This window comes from Pseudomonas sp. UBA6310 (assembly GCF_002438225.1).
Lineage (GTDB): Bacteria > Pseudomonadota > Gammaproteobacteria > Pseudomonadales > Pseudomonadaceae > Pseudomonas_O > Pseudomonas_O kuykendallii.
Window position 1 is genome coordinate 1 of sequence record NZ_DJTK01000067.1, and the last position, 17,252, is coordinate 17,252.

Sequence of the window (17,252 nt, forward strand, 5' to 3'; positions counted from 1 at the left end):
TCGGTGGCTACAAGAAGTCCGGTGTCGGCCGCGAGACGCACAAGATGATGCTCGACCACTACCAGCAGACCAAGAACCTGCTGGTCAGCTACGACACCAACCCGCTGGGCTTCTTCTAAGCCGCACCGCGCTTTCCCTCAACGTGGCCCCGCCTATTCCGGGGACGGAGCTGCGCATGACAAGAATGCCCCGGAGGAGAGACCTCGCATGAATGTACCTGTCGATCCCATCACCCTGCAGACACCCACCAGCGAGTTGGCCGCCTGGATCGAAACACTGGCCGCGCGCCTGGCCGCACGCGACATCGACGGCGCGCTGGAGCTGTTCGCCGACGATTGCCACTGGCGCGACCTCGTACTGTTTTCCTGGAACCTTGTGACCCTCGAGGGCAAGGCCGCGATTCGCGAAATGCTCGAGGAACGCCTGACGCGCACCGCTCCGGACCACTGGCGCCTCGAAGGCGAAGCGAACCAGGCCGATGGCGTGCTGGAAGGCTGGATATCGCTGGAAACCGAGGTGGCGCGCGGCAAGGGCTATGTGCGTCTGAAGGACGGTCGCTGCTGGACGCTGCTCACCGCAATGCGCGAACTGAAGGGTTTCGAGGAGCCGAGCGGGCGCCGCCGGCCGCTCGGCGCGCAGCACGGTCATGGCCACGCCGATGGCCGCAACTGGGCGGAACGGCGACGCGACGAGGAGGCCAGTCTGGGAATAACCGAGCAGCCGTATTGCCTGATAATCGGCGGCGGCCAGGGCGGGCTCGGCCTGGCCGCGCGCCTCAAGCGTCTGGGTGTGCCGACGCTGATCGTCGACAAGGCCGAGCGCCCCGGCGATCAGTGGCGCGGGCGTTACAAGTCGCTATGTCTGCACGACCCGGTCTGGTACGACCATCTGCCGTATCTGCCGTTTCCCGAGCATTGGCCCGTGTTCACGCCAAAGGACCAGATCGGCGACTGGCTGGAGATGTACAGCAAGGTCATGGAGCTCAACTACTGGACGAAAACCGAGTGCGTGAAGGCGAGTTACGACGAGGACGTCGGCCGCTGGACGGTGGAGGTGCGCCGTGACGGGACGCCCATCACCCTGCATCCGACCCAGCTGATCCTGGCCACCGGGATGTCCGGAGTGCCGAACATTCCGCAGTATCCGGGCGCCGAGCGCTTCGCGGGGCAGCAGCACCATTCCAGCCGGCATCCGGGGGGCGATGCCTGGCGAGGCAAGAAGGCCGTGGTGATCGGCGCCAACAACTCGGCACACGACATTTGCGCCGACCTGGTGGACAACGGCGCCGAAGTGACCATGGTGCAGCGCTCCTCGACGCACATCGTGCGTTCGGAATCGCTGATGGAGTTGGTGTTCGGGCCGCTGTATTCGGAGGACGCGCTGGAGCAGGGCCTGACCACCGACAAGGCCGACATGCTGTTCGCTTCCATCCCGTACAAGGTGATGCCGGCGTTTCACCGCAAGGTCTTCGACCAGGTGCGCGAGCGCGACAAGGCGTTTTACGAGCGCCTGGCCGCTGCCGGCTTCATGCTCGACTTCGGCGACGACGACTCCGGGCTGTTCATGAAGTACGTCCGCCGTGGCTCGGGCTACTACATCGACGTGGGCGCCTGCGAACTGATCGCCAATGGAACCATCAAGCTGAAGAGCGCGCCGGGCCTGGGTGTCGAACGTATCGAGGAGGATGCCGTGCTGCTCAACGACGGCACGCGCCTGCCGGCGGACCTGATCGTCTACGCCACCGGCTACGGCTCGATGAACGGCTGGGCCGCACAGCTGATTTCCCAAGAGGTTGCTGACCGGGTCGGGCGCTGCTGGGGCCTGGGCTCGGGCACCGGCAAGGACCCCGGCCCCTACGAGGGTGAACTACGCAACATGTGGAAGCCAACCCGGCAGGACAATCTCTGGTTCCACGGTGGCAACCTGCACCAGTCACGCCACTATTCCCTGTACCTCGCCCTGCAACTCAAGGCGCGTTACGAGGGGCTGGATACCGAGGTGTTCAAGCGCGCGGAGGTCCATCACCTGGGATGAGTCGCGTTGCCGACAAGAGGAGGGCCGCATTTGCGGCCCTTTTTTATCGATTGCAGATTGCAGAAACGAAAAGAGCCGCTGATGCGGCTCTTTCTTTGGCTTTCAGGTCAGAGCCCGGCGCCCTGAACCAGCTCCAGCAGCGGCTGCGGATAAACGCCGAGGACGAATGCCAATGCCGCGATCAACACCAGCATGATGCCGCCGGCGCGTTGGCCCCAGTTGAAGGGCGCATCGTGGCGGCGCAGGTTCGGCTGGATCATGAACAGCGTGACCATCACCCGCAGGTAGTAGTAGACGCCGATGCCGCTGCCGATGACCAGTGCCGCCAGTTGCCACCAGAGCTTGGCTTCGACACCCACCGCGATGACATAGAACTTGCCGATGAAACCGGCGGTGAGCGGGATACCCGCCAGTGACAGCATCATCACGGTCATCACCGCGGTCAGGTACGGGCGGCGCCAGAACAGGCCACGGTATTCGTACAGGGCGTCGGCATCGCGGCCCTGGAACGGGCTCGACATCAGCGTGATCACGCCGAACGCGCCGATGCTGGTGACGGTGTAGGTCGCCAGGTACACGCCGATGGCTTCGACGGCGACGCCCTTGCTGGCAATCAGCGCCACCAGCAGATAACCGAAGTGAGCGATGGACGAGTAGCCGAGCAGACGCTTGAGGTTCGATTGCAGCAGGGCCAGCAGGTTGCCGATGAGGATCGAGGCGATGGCGATCATCGTCAGTCCGTCGTTCAGCCAGCCGCCCGCGGTTGCCGGAGATATCTGGTAGAGGCGCAGTAGCACGGCGAACACCGCGACCTTGCTGGCGGTCGCCAGATAGGCCGCGACCGGGGCAGGGGCGCCTTCATAGACGTCCGGCGTCCACAGGTGGAACGGGACCAGCGACAGCTTGAAGGCCAGCCCGATGAGCATCATGCCGACGCCGATCTGCACCAACGGAAGCTGCGCAGCGCCTGCGGCCAGCGACTGGCCGATGCCCTGGAAGCTCAGGCTGCCGGATTGCGCGTACAGCAGCGCCATGCCGAACAGCAGGAACGCCGAGCCAGCGGCCGACAACACCATGTACTTGATGCCGGCTTCCAGCGAACGCTTGTTGAAGAAGGCGTAGGCGACCATGCCGTAGACCGGCACCGAGAGCAGCTCCAGACCGATGAACAGTCCGGCGAGGTGCTGCGTACTGACCAATACCAGGCCGCCAGCGGCGGACAACAGCATCAGCAGGTACAGCTCCTCACGGTTGCCCGGATAGCCGGGGCCGGTCTTCTCGCCGAGATAGGCATGCGCGAGCGTCGTGCAGGCCAGCGCGGAGATCAGGATCAGGGCCATGTAGAAGCAGGCGAACGCGTCCACATGAATCAGCCCGGTGACCTGCAGCGGCGCCACGCGCAGCGCCGGGATGATCGACAGCAGGGCGAGGTTGAGGCCGACCACCGACAACACGAAGGTGAGGCTGTGATTGCGCTTCCAGGCAATGGCGAGCATCACCACGACGATGGTGGCGCACGTCACCAGCAGCGGTAGCAGGGCGATGAAGTGTTGCGAAGTGAGTTCCAAGGCGTGACTTTCCATAACGGCTACCGGGCCAAAACGAGTTGGGAAAGGGCGGCACCCAGCCATTGCTGGACGCCCTGCATGCTGGCGGACGAGACATCCAGCACCGGTTGCGGGTAAACGCCGAGCAGGACCAGCAGCACGGCCAGGCCGAGCACCATGCCCAGCTCGCGGCCGTTCATGCCGGCCAGCACGCTGTCCGCCCTGGAGGGGCCGAAGTAGGCGCGGTGGATCATGATCAGCGAGTAGACCGAGGCGAACACCAGGCCGAACGTGGCGATGACCACGATGATCGGCTGGCTGGCGAAGGCCCCGACCAGGATCAGGAATTCGCCGACGAAGTTCCCCGTTCCCGGGAGACCCAGCGACGCCGAGGCGAAGAACAGGCTGAGCGCCGGCAGGTACGGAACCCTGGCCCAGAGGCCGCCCATCTGGCGCATGTCACGGGTATGCAGGCGCTCGTAGAGCTGGCCGCAGAGGATGAACAGCGCCGCTGCGGAAAGACCGTGGGCGAGCATCTGCACGACGACGCCCTGCAGGGCTTGCTGGCTGCCGGAGTAGATGCCGATCAGCACGAAGCCCATGTGCGACACGCTGGAATAGGCGACCAGGCGTTTGATGTCGGTCTGCGCGAACGACAGGATGGCGCCGTAGAAGATGCCGATGAGCCCCAGGGTCATCGCGATCGGCGCGAACTCGGCCGAGGCGTTGGGGAACAGCGGCAGGGCGAAGCGCAGCAGACCGTAGGCCGCCGTCTTCAGCAGGATACCGGCGAGGTCGACGGAGCCGGCCGTAGGTGCCTGGGCATGGGCATCCGGCAGCCAGGAGTGCAGCGGCACGACGGGCAACTTCACCGCGAAGGCGATGAAGAAGCCGAGCATCAGGATGTACTCGGTACCCGGCGCAAGGTCGGCCTTGAGCAACTGGCTGTAGTCGAAGGTGATCACGCCGGTGTTGTCGTAGTTGACCAGCACCAGGCCAAGGATGGCCACCAGCATGATCAGGCCGCTGGCCTGGGTGAAGATGAAGAACTTGGTCGCGGCGTTGATCCGCGACATCTTCCCGTCAGTGGCGCTATGACCCCAGAGCGCGATGAGGAAATACATCGGCACCAGCATCATTTCCCAGAAGAAGAAGAACAGAAACAGGTCGAGCGCGAGGAACACGCCGACCACACCGCCGAGAATCCACATGAGGTTCAGGTGGAAGAAGCCGACGTGACGCTGGATCTCGTTCCACGAGCAGAGCACGGAAAGAATGCCGAGCAGGCCGGTGAGCAGGATCATCAGCAGCGACAGGCCGTCCAGCGCCAGGTGCAGGTTGATGCCGAAGCGCTGAATCCAGACGTGCTTGAACTCCATGGTCCAGGTCGGATCGGCGCCCGGCGCGGGAGCCAGCTGGAAGTTTCCGGTGTGCCACAGCCAGAGGCTCAGGACGAGCTCCAGGGACATGGTGAGCATGGCGATCCAGCGCGGCAGCGTATTGCTGTAACGCTCGGCTACCAGACACAGGAAGCCGCCGATGAAGGGAATCAGGATTAGCCAAGGCAGAATCATGACGGGTTCGATTCCTTGCGCAATTTCAGAGCAGAACGACGCCGAGCAACAGCACGGCTCCGCCAACGATGGAGAGGGCATACCAGCGCAGCTGGCCGTTTTCGGTGCGGCTCATCAGTCCGTTGCCACCGCGCGCCAGGCGCGGGACGAGGCCGATGCCCGAGTCGATCGGGTCGCGCGCGAGCAGGCGGGCAAGCAACAGGTACGGCTGCACGAAGAGCTTGTCGTAAAGCCAGTCGAAACCCCAGGCGGCATACCACCAGGCGCCAAGGAAGCGGCCGGGTGCGCTGGCAGCGACTACGCCGACCAGACGCCGTTTGCCCAGGAACAGCAGTGCGGCGAGCAGGATGCCGGCGATGGCGATGGCTCCGGAGGCGATCTCCAGACTGTGCTTGGCGTCGCCGCCGGCATGGCCGGCGCTTTCCGGAAGCACACCGGCCAGCGGCGGCGTGATCAACGCGCCGATGAAGGTGGACAGCACGATCAGCGTGCCCAGCGGCAGCCAGTGGGATACACCGTGGCCGGCGTGCGCCTCGGTCTTCGCTTCGCCATGGAAGGCGATGAAGATCAGCCGGAAGGTATAGATCGAGGTGAGGAAAGCGCCGGCAAGGCCTGCATAGAGCAGCCATTGGTGGCCGCTGGCGAAGGCTTCCCAGAGAATCTCGTCCTTCGAATAGAAGCCCGCGGTCACCAGCGGCAGGGCGGCCAGCGCCGAACCACCGACGATGAAGCTGGCATAGGCCAGCGGCAGCTTCTTCCACAGCCCGCCCATGTTGAAGATGTTCTGCTCGTGGTGGCAGGCAACGATCACCGCACCGGAGGCGAGGAACAGCAGGGCCTTGAAGAACGCGTGGGTCATCAGGTGGAAGATCGCCGCATCCCAGGCACCGACGCCCAGGGCGAGGAACATGTAGCCCAGCTGGCTCATGGTCGAGTAGGCGAGGATGCGCTTGATGTCGGTCTGAACCAGAGCGGCGAAACCGGCCAGCACCAGGGTCACTGCGCCGATGACACCGACCAGATGGAGAACTTCCGGTGCCAGCAGGAACAGGCCGTTGGTACGTGCGATGAGGTAGACGCCGGCGGTGACCATGGTCGCCGCGTGGATCAGTGCCGAAACCGGAGTCGGGCCAGCCATCGCATCGGCCAGCCAGGTCTGCAGCGGCAGCTGAGCGGACTTGCCGACCGCTCCCCCGAGCAGCGCCAGGGTCGCCATGACGATCCACGGATCACCGACGGAGAACTTCTGCGGCGCCAGCACCAACAGTTCCTGAATGTTCAGGGTGCCCAGCTGGACCACCAGAATGAACAGGCCGAAGGCGAGGAAGACGTCACCGATGCGGGTGACGATGAACGCCTTGAGCGCCGCGTTGCCGTTCTTGCGTTCGCTGTAATAGAAGCCGATCAGCAGGTAGCTGCACAGCCCCACGCCTTCCCAGCCGAAGTAGAGGAACAGCAGGTTATCGCCGAGAACCAGGAACAGCATGCTGGCGATGAACAGGTTGGTGTAGGCGAAAAAGCGGGAATAGCCGTTCTCGCCGCGCATGTACCAGGACGCGAACAGGTGGATCAGGAAGCCGACGCCGGTCACCACGCCAAGCATGGTCACCGACAGGCCATCCAGATGCAGGGCGAAGTTCGGTGCGAAGCCGTCGACGCTCATCCACTGCCAGAGCAACTGGTTGAACACGCCATCGGTGGGTGGGTTGGTGTGGAACTGCAGGATGACCCAGGCGCTGGTGAGCGCCGAGAGGCCAACGGAACCCACGCCGATCAATGCCGACAGGTTCTCCGAGAAGCGACCGCGGGAGAACGACAGCAGCAGGAAGCCGATCAGCGGGAAGACGAAGGTGAGGAATAGTAGGTTCATCCGCGCATCTCGCTGGCAGCGTCGACATCGAGGGTATGGAAGCGGCGATAGAGCTGCAGCAGGATCGCCAGGCCAATGGAGGCTTCGGCGGCTGCCAGGGTGATCACCAGGATGAACATCACCTGGCCATCGGCCTGTTGCCAGCGGCTACCGGCGACGATGAACGCCAGAGCGGCGGCGTTCATCATGATCTCCAGGCTCATCAGCACGAACAGAATGTTGCGCCGCACCATCAGACCGGTGAGACCGAGGCAGAACAGAATGCCGGCGACGGCCAGGCCGTGTTCGAGGGGAATGGCTTGCATGGCGTTACTCCTTCGCCTCCTGGCGGCCGAGGTGGTAGGCGGCGACCAGCGCGGCCAGCAGCAGCATCGAGGCCAGCTCCACCACCAGCAGGTAGGGACCGAACAGGCTGATACCGACGGCTTTCGCATCGACGGTGGCGAGCCCCAGCGGTGCATTGCTCGGCTGTTTGAACAGCGCCCAGAGCAGTTGCAGCAGCAGTACGCCGGCGAGCAGCGACGGGCCGACCCACATACCGGGTTTCAGCCAGACTCGCTCCTGGGCCTCACCCGCCGGGCCGAGGTTGAGCATCATCACCACGAAGACGAACAGCACCATGATGGCGCCGGCATAGACGATGATTTCCAGCGCGCCGGCGAACGGCGCGCCGAGGGCGAAGAAGCACAGCGCCACGGCGAGCAGCGACACCACCAGATACAGCAGCGCATGCACCGGGTTGCTGTTGGTGATCACCCGCAGGGTCGCCACGACGGCGGCTCCCGCGGACAGGTAGAAAGCGAATTCCATGTTTAAAAACTCCTCGGCACGGCCGCCCACGGCGTCCGGCCAGACAGGCCTGCGGACGACATGAGGGAAGGGGACGCGATGACGGAAAGACACTTCATGGCAGCAGACCTTTCACGTTGATCGGCTCGGCTTCGTTCTGCGCGGCGCCTTTCGGCTTGCCGGCGATGGCCATCCCGGCGACACGGTAGAAGTTGTAGTCCGGGTACTTGCCGGGGCCGGAAATCAGCAGGTCTTCCTTTTCGTATACCAGGTCCTGGCGCTTGTACTCGCCCATCTCGAAATCGGGCGTGAGCTGGATCGCGGTGGTCGGGCAGGCCTCTTCGCACAGGCCACAGAAAATGCAGCGCGAGAAGTTGATGCGGAAGAATTCCGGATACCAGCGGCCGTCCTCGGCCTCGGTCTTCTGCAGGGAAATGCAGCCCACCGGGCAGGCCACCGCACACAGGTTGCAGGCCACGCAGCGTTCCTCGCCATCGGGATCGCGGGTTAGCACGATCCGGCCGCGGTAGCGCGGTGGGAGGTAAACCGCTTCTTCGGGGTATTGCAGGGTGTCGCGCTTGCGGAAGGTGTGGCCGAAGACCATCACCAGGCTGCGCAACTGGGTCCAGGTGCCATGCAGCACGTCGAGGATATATCTCACATTCTTCTCCTTACTGGGCCGCGGCCAGCACCAAAGCGCCGGTCACCAGCAGGTTGAAAAGGGTCAGCGGCAGGCAGAACTTCCAGCTGAAAGCCATCACCTGGTCATAGCGCGGCCGGGGAATGGCGGCGCGCAGCAGGATGAAAAGCATGATGAAGAAGCCGGTTTTCAGGGCGAAGTAGATGAACGACAGCCAGGGCAGCATTTCCAGGAACGGACCGTGCCAGCCGCCGAAGAACAGCGTCACCAGCAGTGCCGAGACCAGAACGATGCCGATGTACTCGCCGACGAAGAACATGCCCCATTTCATCCCGGCATATTCGATGTGGTAGCCGTCGGCCAGTTCCTGCTCGGCTTCCGGCTGATCGAACGGGTGACGGTGGGTCACCGCGACGCCGGCGATGAAGAACGTACAGAAGCCGAAGAACTGCGGAATGATGAACCACAGGTTCTGGTGCTGATACTCGACGATGTCGCGCATGTTGAACGAGCCGACCTGGGCGACGATGCCCATCAGCGCGAGGCCCATGAAGACTTCGTAGGAGACCGTCTGCGCCGAGGCGCGCAGGCTGCCGAGCAGGGCGAACTTGTTGTTGCTCGACCAGCCGGCGAAGAGCACCGCATAAACGGTCAGGCCAGCCATGGCGAAGAAGAACAGCAGACCGATGTTCAGATCGGCCACGCCCCAGGTCGGCGTGACCGGAACCACCGCGAAGGCCAGCAGCAACGCGCTCATCGCCACCACGGGAGCCAGGGTGAAGATGAACTTGTCGGCGAACGGCGGCGTCCAGTCCTCCTTGAAGAACATCTTGACCATATCGGCACCGAGCTGGAAGGCACCGAACGGGCCCACGCGGTTCGGACCGTAACGGTCCTGCCAGAGACCGAGCAAGCGCCGCTCGACGAAGCTCAGTAGCGCGCCACTTACGACCACCGCCAGCAAAATGACGATGGCCTTGAGCACGGCGATGAGGGTGTCGACCACTTCGGGAGTCAGCCAGCTCATTGCGCGGCCTCCTGCAGAAGGGTGACTTCGGCTCCGGCGGCGAAGGGCGGAATGCCCGGCAGGCCAGTCGGCAGCCCGACGACACCGATCGCCAGCTCTTCGCGAACCTGCAGCGGCAGACGCAGGGCCTGGCCGTTGACGCTCAGACTGAGCAGAGTGCCGTCATTGACGCCCAGGCGGTCGGCTTCGGCCTTCGCCAAGGCGACGTAAGGCTGGGGAATGCGCGCCTGGATCGGTGCGGAGCGCGAGGAGTTCTCCTCGCTGCCGAACAGGTGATGCAGCGGAACCGCCTGCCAGGTGCCCGGCGCCGGATTGAATGCCGAGCCGACGCTGAACCACGGCAGACTTTCACCCTTGGCCTCGATCAGGCGCACGCCTGGGTCCCCTGCACGCAGGTGACCGCCGACTTCGTCCTGGAACTTGTTCCAGGCTTGCGGCGAGTTCCAGCCCGGCGACCAGGCGAATGGGATCTGCTGACGGTTTTCCGCGCTGCCCGAGTAGCCCTCCATGGAGAAGGCGAAGGCCGTATCGACGTCCTGCGGAGCGCGGGGCTCGCTGACGTTGATGTTGGCGCGCATGGCGGTACGGCCGCTGTAGCGGTGCGGTTCGCGCGCCAGCTTGAGACCCTTGATACGGAACGAGGCGCTCGGCGCGGCGTCGACGATGCCGGCCAGTTGCACGTTACTGCCGGCACAGGCGGCGGTGACTTCGTCCAGTTGAGTCCAGTCGACGGCCTTGCCCTGCAGCGTGCTGTGCAGCGCATGCAACCAGCGCCAGCCTTCGCGGATCAGCACGTTGGAGTCGTAGTAGGCGGGATCGTAGACTTGGAAGAAGCGCTGGGCGCGACCTTCCTGGCTGACCAGGGTGCCGTCGCCTTCGGCGAAACTGGCGACCGGCAGGACCAGATCGGCCTTCACCAGCGTGTCGGTCGCCTGGTGGTCGGCGACGATCACGACCTCGGCAGCCGCCAGCGCGGCGTCGACCTTGGCGGCCTCGGCGCGGCGGTACAGGTCGTTCTCCAGAACCAGGACGGCGTTCGCCTGGCCACCCGTCAGGGCGTCGAGCGCCACATCCAGCGACTCGCCGCCGAGCAGGGCCAGGCCCATGCTGTTGGCTTCCGGAACGACCAGGCTGATGGAGGCGTTCTTGCCGCGATTCTTCAGGGCATTGGCGAGGTTGCCGGCGGCTTCGATCAGTGCCTTGCTGCCCAGGGAGGCGCCGGAGACGATCAGCGGACGCTTGGCAGCGAGCAGTGCGTCGGCGATGCGCTGCACCAGTTCGCCGGCCTCGCTGTCGAGACCTTCCACCGCCGGCGCGCTGGCGTCCAGCGCGTGGGCGACGGCGAAGCCCAGGCGAGCCAGGTCGTCCGGCGCGGCATGTACGCATTCCTCGGCCACGTCATCGAGACGGGTGGCGGAGACGCTGGCGATGAACAGCGGGTTGAGCGCGTGCTGTGCGACGTTCTGCACCGCCGCCATGTGCCAATCCTGGATTTTCATCGAGGCGGCGATTTCCGTGGCCTTGCCTTTCACCGACTGGCGCAGCGCCAGGGCAACGCGGGCGGCGGTCTGCGTCAGGTCCTCGCCGAGAACGAACACGGCGTCGTGTTCCTCGATCTCGCGCATCGACGGAACCGGCAGCGGGCCGTTCTGCAGGATGTCGCGAATCAGGCGGATGTTTTCCAGTTCGCCGGCGGCGATGCCGGAGTAGAAGTTCTCCGCGCCGACCAGTTCGCGCAGGGCGAAGTTGCTTTCAAGGCTGGCGCGTGGCGAACCGATGCCGATCACGCGTTTGCCTGTGAGCAGTTCGGCGGCCTTGTCCAGCGCGGCGTCGATGCCCAGGGTGGCGCCGCTTTCCAGCAGCGGCTGGCGGGGGCGATCGTCGCGATTGACGTAGCCATAGCCGAAGCGTCCGCGGTCGCAGAGGAAATACTGGTTCACCGAGCCGTTGAAGCGGTTCTCGATGCGGCGGATCTCGCCGTAGCGCTCGCCCGGGCTGGTGTTGCAGCCACTCGAGCAGCCGTGGCAGATGCTCGGCGAGAACTGCATGTCCCACTTGCGGTTGTAGCGCTCGGAGTGGGTCTTGTCGGTGAACACGCCGGTCGGGCAGACCTCGACCAGGTTGCCGGAGAACTCGCTTTCCAGAACGCCGTCTTCGACGCGGCCGAAGTACACGTTGTCATGCGCGCCATAGACGCCCAGGTCGGTGCCGCCGGCGTAGTCCTTGTAGTAACGCACGCAGCGGTAGCAGGCGATGCAGCGGTTCATCTCGTGACCGATGAACGGGCCGAGTTCCTGATTCTGGTGGGTGCGCTTGCTGAAGCGATAACGGCGCTGGTTGTGGCCGGTCATCACCGTCATGTCCTGCAGGTGGCAGTGACCGCCTTCCTCGCAGACCGGGCAGTCGTGCGGGTGGTTGGTCATCAGCCACTCGACGACGCTGGCGCGAAACGCCTTGGATTCATCGTCGTCGATGGAGATCCAGGTGTTGTCGGTGGCGGGTGTCATGCACGACATGACGATGCGTCCGCGCTTGTCGTTTTCGTCGCTGTACTGCTTCACCGCGCACTGGCGGCAGGCACCGACGCTACCGAGCGCGGGATGCCAGCAGAAATAGGGGATATCGAGGCCAAGGGACAGACAGGCCTGCAAGAGGTTGTCCGCTCCATCGACTTCGAAGTCTTTGCCGTCTACGTGGATAGTGGCCATGGCTAGGTTTTCTTCTTTACCCGCCGAAGCGGGTTTGGCTAATGGAATTCTTTGCTGCCGTGCAGGGCGGCTGGGGAAATGGCGACTGCCAACGTCCTGCCCACCGCTGCACGACACTCATCATCGGTTACGTTACTGCAGTGTCTCCACCACCGAAGGTTTCGGCTCCTGCGGTGCGCGCACCACGCCGGCCTCGAACTCCTCGCGGAAATACTTGATCGCGCTGCCCAACGGCTCCACGGCTCCTGGCGCATGCGCACAGAAGGTCTTGCCGGGGCCGAGGAAGTTGACCAGACCGAGCAGCGTGGCGATGTCTTCCGAGGTGCCCTGCTTGCGTTCCAGGGCACGCAGGATCTTCACGCTCCACGGTAGCCCGTCACGGCACGGGGTACACCAGCCGCAGGATTCGCGGGCGAAGAACTCTTCCATGTTGCACAGCAGGGAGACCATGTTGATGCTGTCGTCGATGGCCAGCGCCAGGCCGGTACCCATGCGGGTGCCGACCTTGCCGATACCGGCGGCGTACATCTGCGCATCCAGGTGCTCCGGCAGCAGGAAGCCGGTCCCGGCGCCGCCGGGCTGCCAGGCTTTCAGCGTGTAGCCGTCGCGCATGCCGCCGGCGTAGTCCTCGAACAGTTCCCGTGCGGTGATGCCGAACGGCAGTTCCCAGAGGCCGGGGTTCTTCACCTTGCCGGAGAAGCCCATCAGCTTGGTTCCCATGTCCTCGCTGCCTTCGCGGGCCAGGGATTTGTACCAGTCGACGCCATTGCCGATGATCGACGGCACGTTGCACAGCGTCTCGACGTTGTTCACGCAGGTCGGCTTGCCCCAGACGCCAACGGCGGCGGGGAAGGGCGGCTTGGAGCGCGGGTTGGCGCGGCGGCCTTCGAGCGAGTTGATCAGCGCGGTTTCTTCGCCGCAGATGTAGCGGCCGGCGCCGGTGTGGACGAACAGTTCGAAGTCGAAGCCGCTGCCGAGAATGTTCTTGCCCAGCAGGCCGGCGGCCTTGGCTTCATCGATGGCGCGATTCAGGTTGGCGGCCGCGTCGACGTACTCGCCGCGCAGGAAGATGTAACCGCGGTAGGCCTTGAGCGCGCGTGCACTGATCAGCATGCCTTCCACCAGCAGGTGCGGCAGCTGCTCCATGAGCATGCGGTCTTTCCAGGTGTTGGGTTCCATCTCATCCGCGTTGCACAGCAGGTAGCGGATGTTCATGGATTCATCGGCGGGCATCAGCCCCCACTTCACGCCGGTGGGGAAGCCGGCGCCGCCGCGCCCCTTGAGGCCGGAATCCTTGACCGTCTGCACGATGTCGGCCTGCGCCATTTCGGCGAGGGCCTTGCGCGCAGCGCTGTAGCCATCCTTGCGCTGGTATTCGTCGAGCCAGACAGGCTCGCCGTCATCGCGCAGGCGCCAGGTCAGTGGATGGGTTTCCGCGCTGCGGGCGATCAGGTTGGCCGGGCCGAACGAGGTGAGCTTCTTCATGGGTAGCTCTCCAGCAGGGTGCCGACGCCGTCAGCCTGCACGCCGCCGAAGGTGTCGTCGTCGATCATCAACGCGGGAGCCTTGTCGCAGTTGCCCAGGCAGCAGACGGGCAGCAGCGTGAAGCGACCGTCCGGCGTGGTTTCACCCAGGCCGATGCCCAATTGGCGGGAAATGCTCTGCACCACGCTTTCATGGCCGCCGACGAAGCAGGTCATGCTGTCGCAGACGCGGATCACGTGACGTCCGACCGGCTGGCGGAAGATCTGGCTATAGAAGGTGGCGACGCCTTCGACATCGCTACCAGGAATGCCGAGGATTTCGGCGATCGCCGGAATCGCGCCGTCGGGCACCCAGCCTCGCTGCTTCTGGACGATCTTCAGCGCTTCGATGGAAGCGGCGCGCGAGTCTTCGTAATGATGCAGTTCATGCTCGATGGCAGAACGTTCGGCTTCGCTGAGTACGAAGCGGTCAGACTGGATGAGGGTCGTGGTAGTCATATCAGCGGTCCACGTCGGCCATGACGAAATCGATGCTGCCCAGATACGCGATCAGGTCAGCCACCATGCTCCCGCGGATCACCGAGGGAATCTGCTGCAGGTGGGCGAAGCTCGGCGTCCGGATGCGCGTGCGGTAGCTCATGGTGCTGCCGTCGCTCGTCAGGTAGTAACTGTTGATGCCCTTGGTCGCCTCGATCATCTGGAAGGCTTCGTTGGCCGGCATGACCGGGCCCCAGGAAACCTGCAGGAAGTGGGTGATCAGGGTTTCGATGTGCTGCAGCGTGCGCTCTTTAGGCGGCGGCGTGGTCAGCGGGTGATCGGCCTTGTACGGGCCTTCCGGCATGTTCTTCAGGCACTGCTGGATGATGCGCAGGCTTTCGCGCATCTCGCCCATCTTGACCATGCAGCGGTCGTAGGCATCGCCATTGGCGGCCAGCGGCACTTCGAACTCGAAGTTTTCGTAGCCCGAGTAGGGGCGCGTCTTGCGCAGGTCGAAATCGCAGCCCGTGGCACGTAGGCCGGCACCGGTGACGCCCCACTCGAGGGCTTCCTTGGTGTTGTAGGCAGCGACACCGATGGTGCGCCCCCTCAGGATGCTGTTGCGAAGCGCGGCCTTCTCGTACTCGTCGAGGCGCTTGGGCATCCAGTCGAGGAACTCCTGGACCAGCTTGTCCCAGCCGCGCGGCAGATCGTGGGCGACCCCGCCGATGCGGTACCAGGCCGGGTGCAGGCGGAACCCGGTGATAGCTTCCACCACCTTGTAGGCGCGCTGGCGGTCGGTAAAGGTGAAGAACACCGGAGTCATCGCGCCCACGTCCTGGATGTAGGTGCCCAGGTACAGCAGGTGGTTAAGGATGCGGAAGAACTCGGCCATCATGATGCGGATGACGTCGACCCGTTGCGGCACCTTGATTCCGGCGAGCTTCTCCACCGAGAGCACGTAGGGGAGGTTGTTCATCACCCCGCCCAGGTAGTCGATGCGGTCGGTGTAGGGAATGAAGCTGTGCCACGACTGGCGCTCGGCCATCTTTTCCGCGCCGCGGTGGTGATAGCCGATCTCCGGCACGCAGTCGATGATCTCTTCACCGTCCAGCTGCAGGATGATGCGGAACGCACCGTGGGCAGAAGGGTGGTTCGGGCCGAGGTTGAGGAACATGTAGTCCTCGTTCTCGCCGTGAGTCTTCATGCCCCAGTCCTCGGGCTTGAAGCGCAGCGCTTCCTGCTCCAGATCCTGCTTGGCGACGGACAGGCTGTAGGGGTCGAACTCGGTGGCGCGCGCCGGATAGTCCTTGCGCAGCGGGTGGCCTTGCCAGGTGGGCGGCATCAGCAGGCGGGTCAGATGCGGGTGGCCGCGGAAGGTGATCCCGTAGAGATCCCACACCTCGCGCTCGTACCAGTTGGCGTTCGGCCAGATACCGGTGGCGGTGGGCAGGCTGAGATCGCTCTCCGACAGCGCGACCTTGATCATGATGTCGCTGTTACGTTCCAGCGACATCAGGTGATAGAACACGCTGAAGTCGGCGCCCGGCAAGCCACGGCGATGGGTCCGCAGGCGTTCGTCCATGCCGTGCAGGTCGTACAGCATCACGTACGGCTTGCTCACCTGGCGGAGGAAAGTCAGTACGTCGATCAGCCGTTCGCGCGCCACCCAGAGAACCGGCATGCCGGTGCGGGTGGATTGCACGGTGAAGGTGTCGGCGCCGAAGCGCGCATTCAGTTCGACGACGATATCTTGGTCGTCAGCCTTGTAAGGCGGGATGTACAGAGCGCTGTCTGCAGTCATGGTCTCGATCGCTATCGGTCAACGTCAGGTATGAAGGTGCGCTTTCGCGGGAAAGCGCGGATTCACACGTCGTCGGGGCTGCGCAGGTTGGTGACCTGGATACGCTGTTCGCGGCGCTGTTCCTTTTGCGAAGGCATCTCGGCGCGGTAAACGCCTTGATCGCCGACGACCCAGGACAACGGGCGGCGCTCCTTGCCGATGGATTCCTGCAGCAACATCAGGCCTTGCAGGAATGCTTCGGGGCGGGGCGGGCAGCCGGGTATGTAGACGTCCACGGGAAGGAACTTGTCCACCCCCTGAACGACCGAGTAGATATCGTACATACCGCCGGAATTGGCGCAGGAGCCCATGGAAATGACCCACTTGGGCTCGAGCATCTGCTCATAGAGACGCTGGATAACGGGCGCCATCTTGATGAAGCAGGTACCGGCAATGACCATGAAGTCGGCCTGGCGCGGTGATGCCCGAATTACTTCGGCACCGAATCGGGCGATGTCATGGGGGGCGGTGAAGGCCGTGGTCATCTCCACATAGCAGCAGGACAAACCGAAGTTGTACGGCCACAGGGAGTTCTTGCGACCCCAGTTGACCGCGCCATTCAGCACGTCCTCGAGCTTGCCCATGTAGATGTTGCGATGAACCTGGTCTTCGACAGGGTCGGTTACGGTCTCCCGCTGGCCGATTGGATACTGGTCATTGACCGCATCCGGATCGATCCGAGTAAGTTTGTATTGCATCGCCAAAGCCTCATTGTTTTAGCTTCGCCTGCCGCTTGCGACGGCTTTCGGGAGCCCAATCGAGCGCACCGATCCGCCAAAGGTAGACAAGACCTGCCAACAGAATTGCTATGAAAACGGTAGCTTCTATGAGACCGGCCCAGCCGCTTTCGCGAACGGACACCGACCAGGCGAAGAGAAAGAGGGCTTCAACGTCGAAGATCACGAAGAGCATCGCGACCAGATAGAATTTTGCCGACAGGCGCAGGCGCGCATTGCCGGTGGGAACGACGCCCGCTTCGAAGGGCTCGTTCTTGCTGTGACCGAAAGCTTTGCTGCCCAGGAGGCTGGAGACACCGAGCATGAAGGCACAAAGGCCGAAGACGCCCAGGAAGAAAATGGCAAATGCCCAGTTGTGAGGCATCGTAGAAACTGCATCAGGCATGCCGGGCTCCTCGTTGGGACGGCTTTTGAATTATTTGCACAGGTTCAGTCTTCCGACTTGGAGCGAGATTTTATGCGTTTGTCCGGGCTCAAGTAAATTTTTCTAGGAATTAAATATCGAACAATCCGTTCTGTTGC

Annotated in this window: 15 protein-coding genes; 2 read left to right on the forward strand and 13 right to left on the reverse strand. The window is 63.7% G+C overall.

The window, feature by feature from the left end; all coding sequences use genetic code 11:
* The coding region (locus B3E91_RS16185) for a hypothetical protein (RefSeq protein WP_287030475.1) at positions 1-119 on the forward strand (119 nt) is incomplete at its 5' end.
* Positions 120-207: 88 nt separating this feature from the next.
* Entirely contained in the window at positions 208-2,034 is a 1,827-nt protein-coding gene (locus B3E91_RS16190) for an NAD(P)/FAD-dependent oxidoreductase (protein ID WP_287030491.1), read from the forward strand.
* Between the two features lie 107 nt (positions 2,035-2,141).
* Here B3E91_RS16190 and nuoN read toward each other — a convergent pair whose 3' ends face one another.
* The 13 genes from nuoN to B3E91_RS16255 all read right to left on the reverse strand — a co-directional run bounded on the left by nuoN (position 2,142) and on the right by B3E91_RS16255 (position 17,115).
* Complete coding sequence (nuoN, locus tag B3E91_RS16195; RefSeq protein ID WP_287030493.1) at positions 2,142-3,602, reverse strand: NADH-quinone oxidoreductase subunit NuoN; 1,461 nt, start codon at positions 3,600-3,602, stop codon at positions 2,142-2,144.
* Positions 3,603-3,622: 20 nt separating this feature from the next.
* Positions 3,623-5,155 (reverse strand): NADH-quinone oxidoreductase subunit M, encoded by a 1,533-nt coding sequence (gene nuoM / locus B3E91_RS16200; RefSeq protein ID WP_282341641.1) that lies wholly within the window; start codon positions 5,153-5,155, stop codon positions 3,623-3,625.
* Between the two features lie 25 nt (positions 5,156-5,180).
* Positions 5,181-7,025 carry an NADH-quinone oxidoreductase subunit L gene (gene nuoL / locus B3E91_RS16205; RefSeq protein ID WP_287030495.1) on the reverse strand — a complete coding sequence of 615 codons (1,845 nt, stop codon included), beginning with the start codon at positions 7,023-7,025 and terminating at the stop codon, positions 5,181-5,183.
* Positions 7,022-7,330, reverse strand: coding sequence for an NADH-quinone oxidoreductase subunit NuoK (nuoK, locus tag B3E91_RS16210; protein WP_273230589.1), 309 nt, complete (start codon positions 7,328-7,330; stop codon positions 7,022-7,024). The genes nuoL and nuoK overlap by 4 nt, the downstream gene beginning before the upstream one ends.
* Positions 7,331-7,334: 4 nt before the next feature.
* Positions 7,335-7,835 (reverse strand): NADH-quinone oxidoreductase subunit J, encoded by a 501-nt coding sequence (nuoJ, locus tag B3E91_RS16215; RefSeq protein WP_090230953.1) that lies wholly within the window; start codon positions 7,833-7,835, stop codon positions 7,335-7,337.
* A gap of 94 nt (positions 7,836-7,929) precedes the next feature.
* The gene (gene nuoI, locus B3E91_RS16220) at positions 7,930-8,475 is read right to left on the reverse strand and encodes an NADH-quinone oxidoreductase subunit NuoI (protein ID WP_090230952.1); all 546 of its coding nucleotides are present in this window, start codon (positions 8,473-8,475) and stop codon (positions 7,930-7,932) included.
* 10 nt (positions 8,476-8,485) lie between these two features.
* The gene (gene nuoH / locus B3E91_RS16225; RefSeq protein WP_287030497.1) at positions 8,486-9,481 is read right to left on the reverse strand and encodes an NADH-quinone oxidoreductase subunit NuoH; all 996 of its coding nucleotides are present in this window, start codon (positions 9,479-9,481) and stop codon (positions 8,486-8,488) included.
* A complete protein-coding gene (gene nuoG, locus B3E91_RS16230; protein ID WP_287030498.1) occupies positions 9,478-12,189 on the reverse strand; it encodes an NADH-quinone oxidoreductase subunit NuoG in 2,712 nt (903 codons plus the stop codon). The genes nuoH and nuoG overlap by 4 nt, the downstream gene beginning before the upstream one ends.
* A gap of 132 nt (positions 12,190-12,321) precedes the next feature.
* Positions 12,322-13,674 (reverse strand): NADH-quinone oxidoreductase subunit NuoF, encoded by a 1,353-nt coding sequence (gene nuoF, locus B3E91_RS16235; RefSeq protein WP_287030499.1) that lies wholly within the window; start codon positions 13,672-13,674, stop codon positions 12,322-12,324.
* The gene (gene nuoE / locus B3E91_RS16240; protein WP_282341652.1) at positions 13,671-14,171 is read right to left on the reverse strand and encodes an NADH-quinone oxidoreductase subunit NuoE; all 501 of its coding nucleotides are present in this window, start codon (positions 14,169-14,171) and stop codon (positions 13,671-13,673) included. Before nuoE ends, nuoF begins: the two co-directional genes overlap by 4 nt.
* Before the next feature lies 1 nt (position 14,172).
* The gene (gene nuoC, locus B3E91_RS16245; RefSeq protein WP_287030501.1) at positions 14,173-15,954 is read right to left on the reverse strand and encodes an NADH-quinone oxidoreductase subunit C/D; all 1,782 of its coding nucleotides are present in this window, start codon (positions 15,952-15,954) and stop codon (positions 14,173-14,175) included.
* 62 nt (positions 15,955-16,016) lie between these two features.
* Positions 16,017-16,691 (reverse strand): NuoB/complex I 20 kDa subunit family protein, encoded by a 675-nt coding sequence (locus B3E91_RS16250; RefSeq protein ID WP_090230946.1) that lies wholly within the window; start codon positions 16,689-16,691, stop codon positions 16,017-16,019.
* 10 nt (positions 16,692-16,701) lie between these two features.
* On the reverse strand, positions 16,702-17,115 hold the full coding sequence (locus B3E91_RS16255; protein WP_090230945.1) for an NADH-quinone oxidoreductase subunit A: 414 nt from the start codon (positions 17,113-17,115) through the stop codon (positions 16,702-16,704).
* Positions 17,116-17,252: the final 137 nt, after the last annotated feature.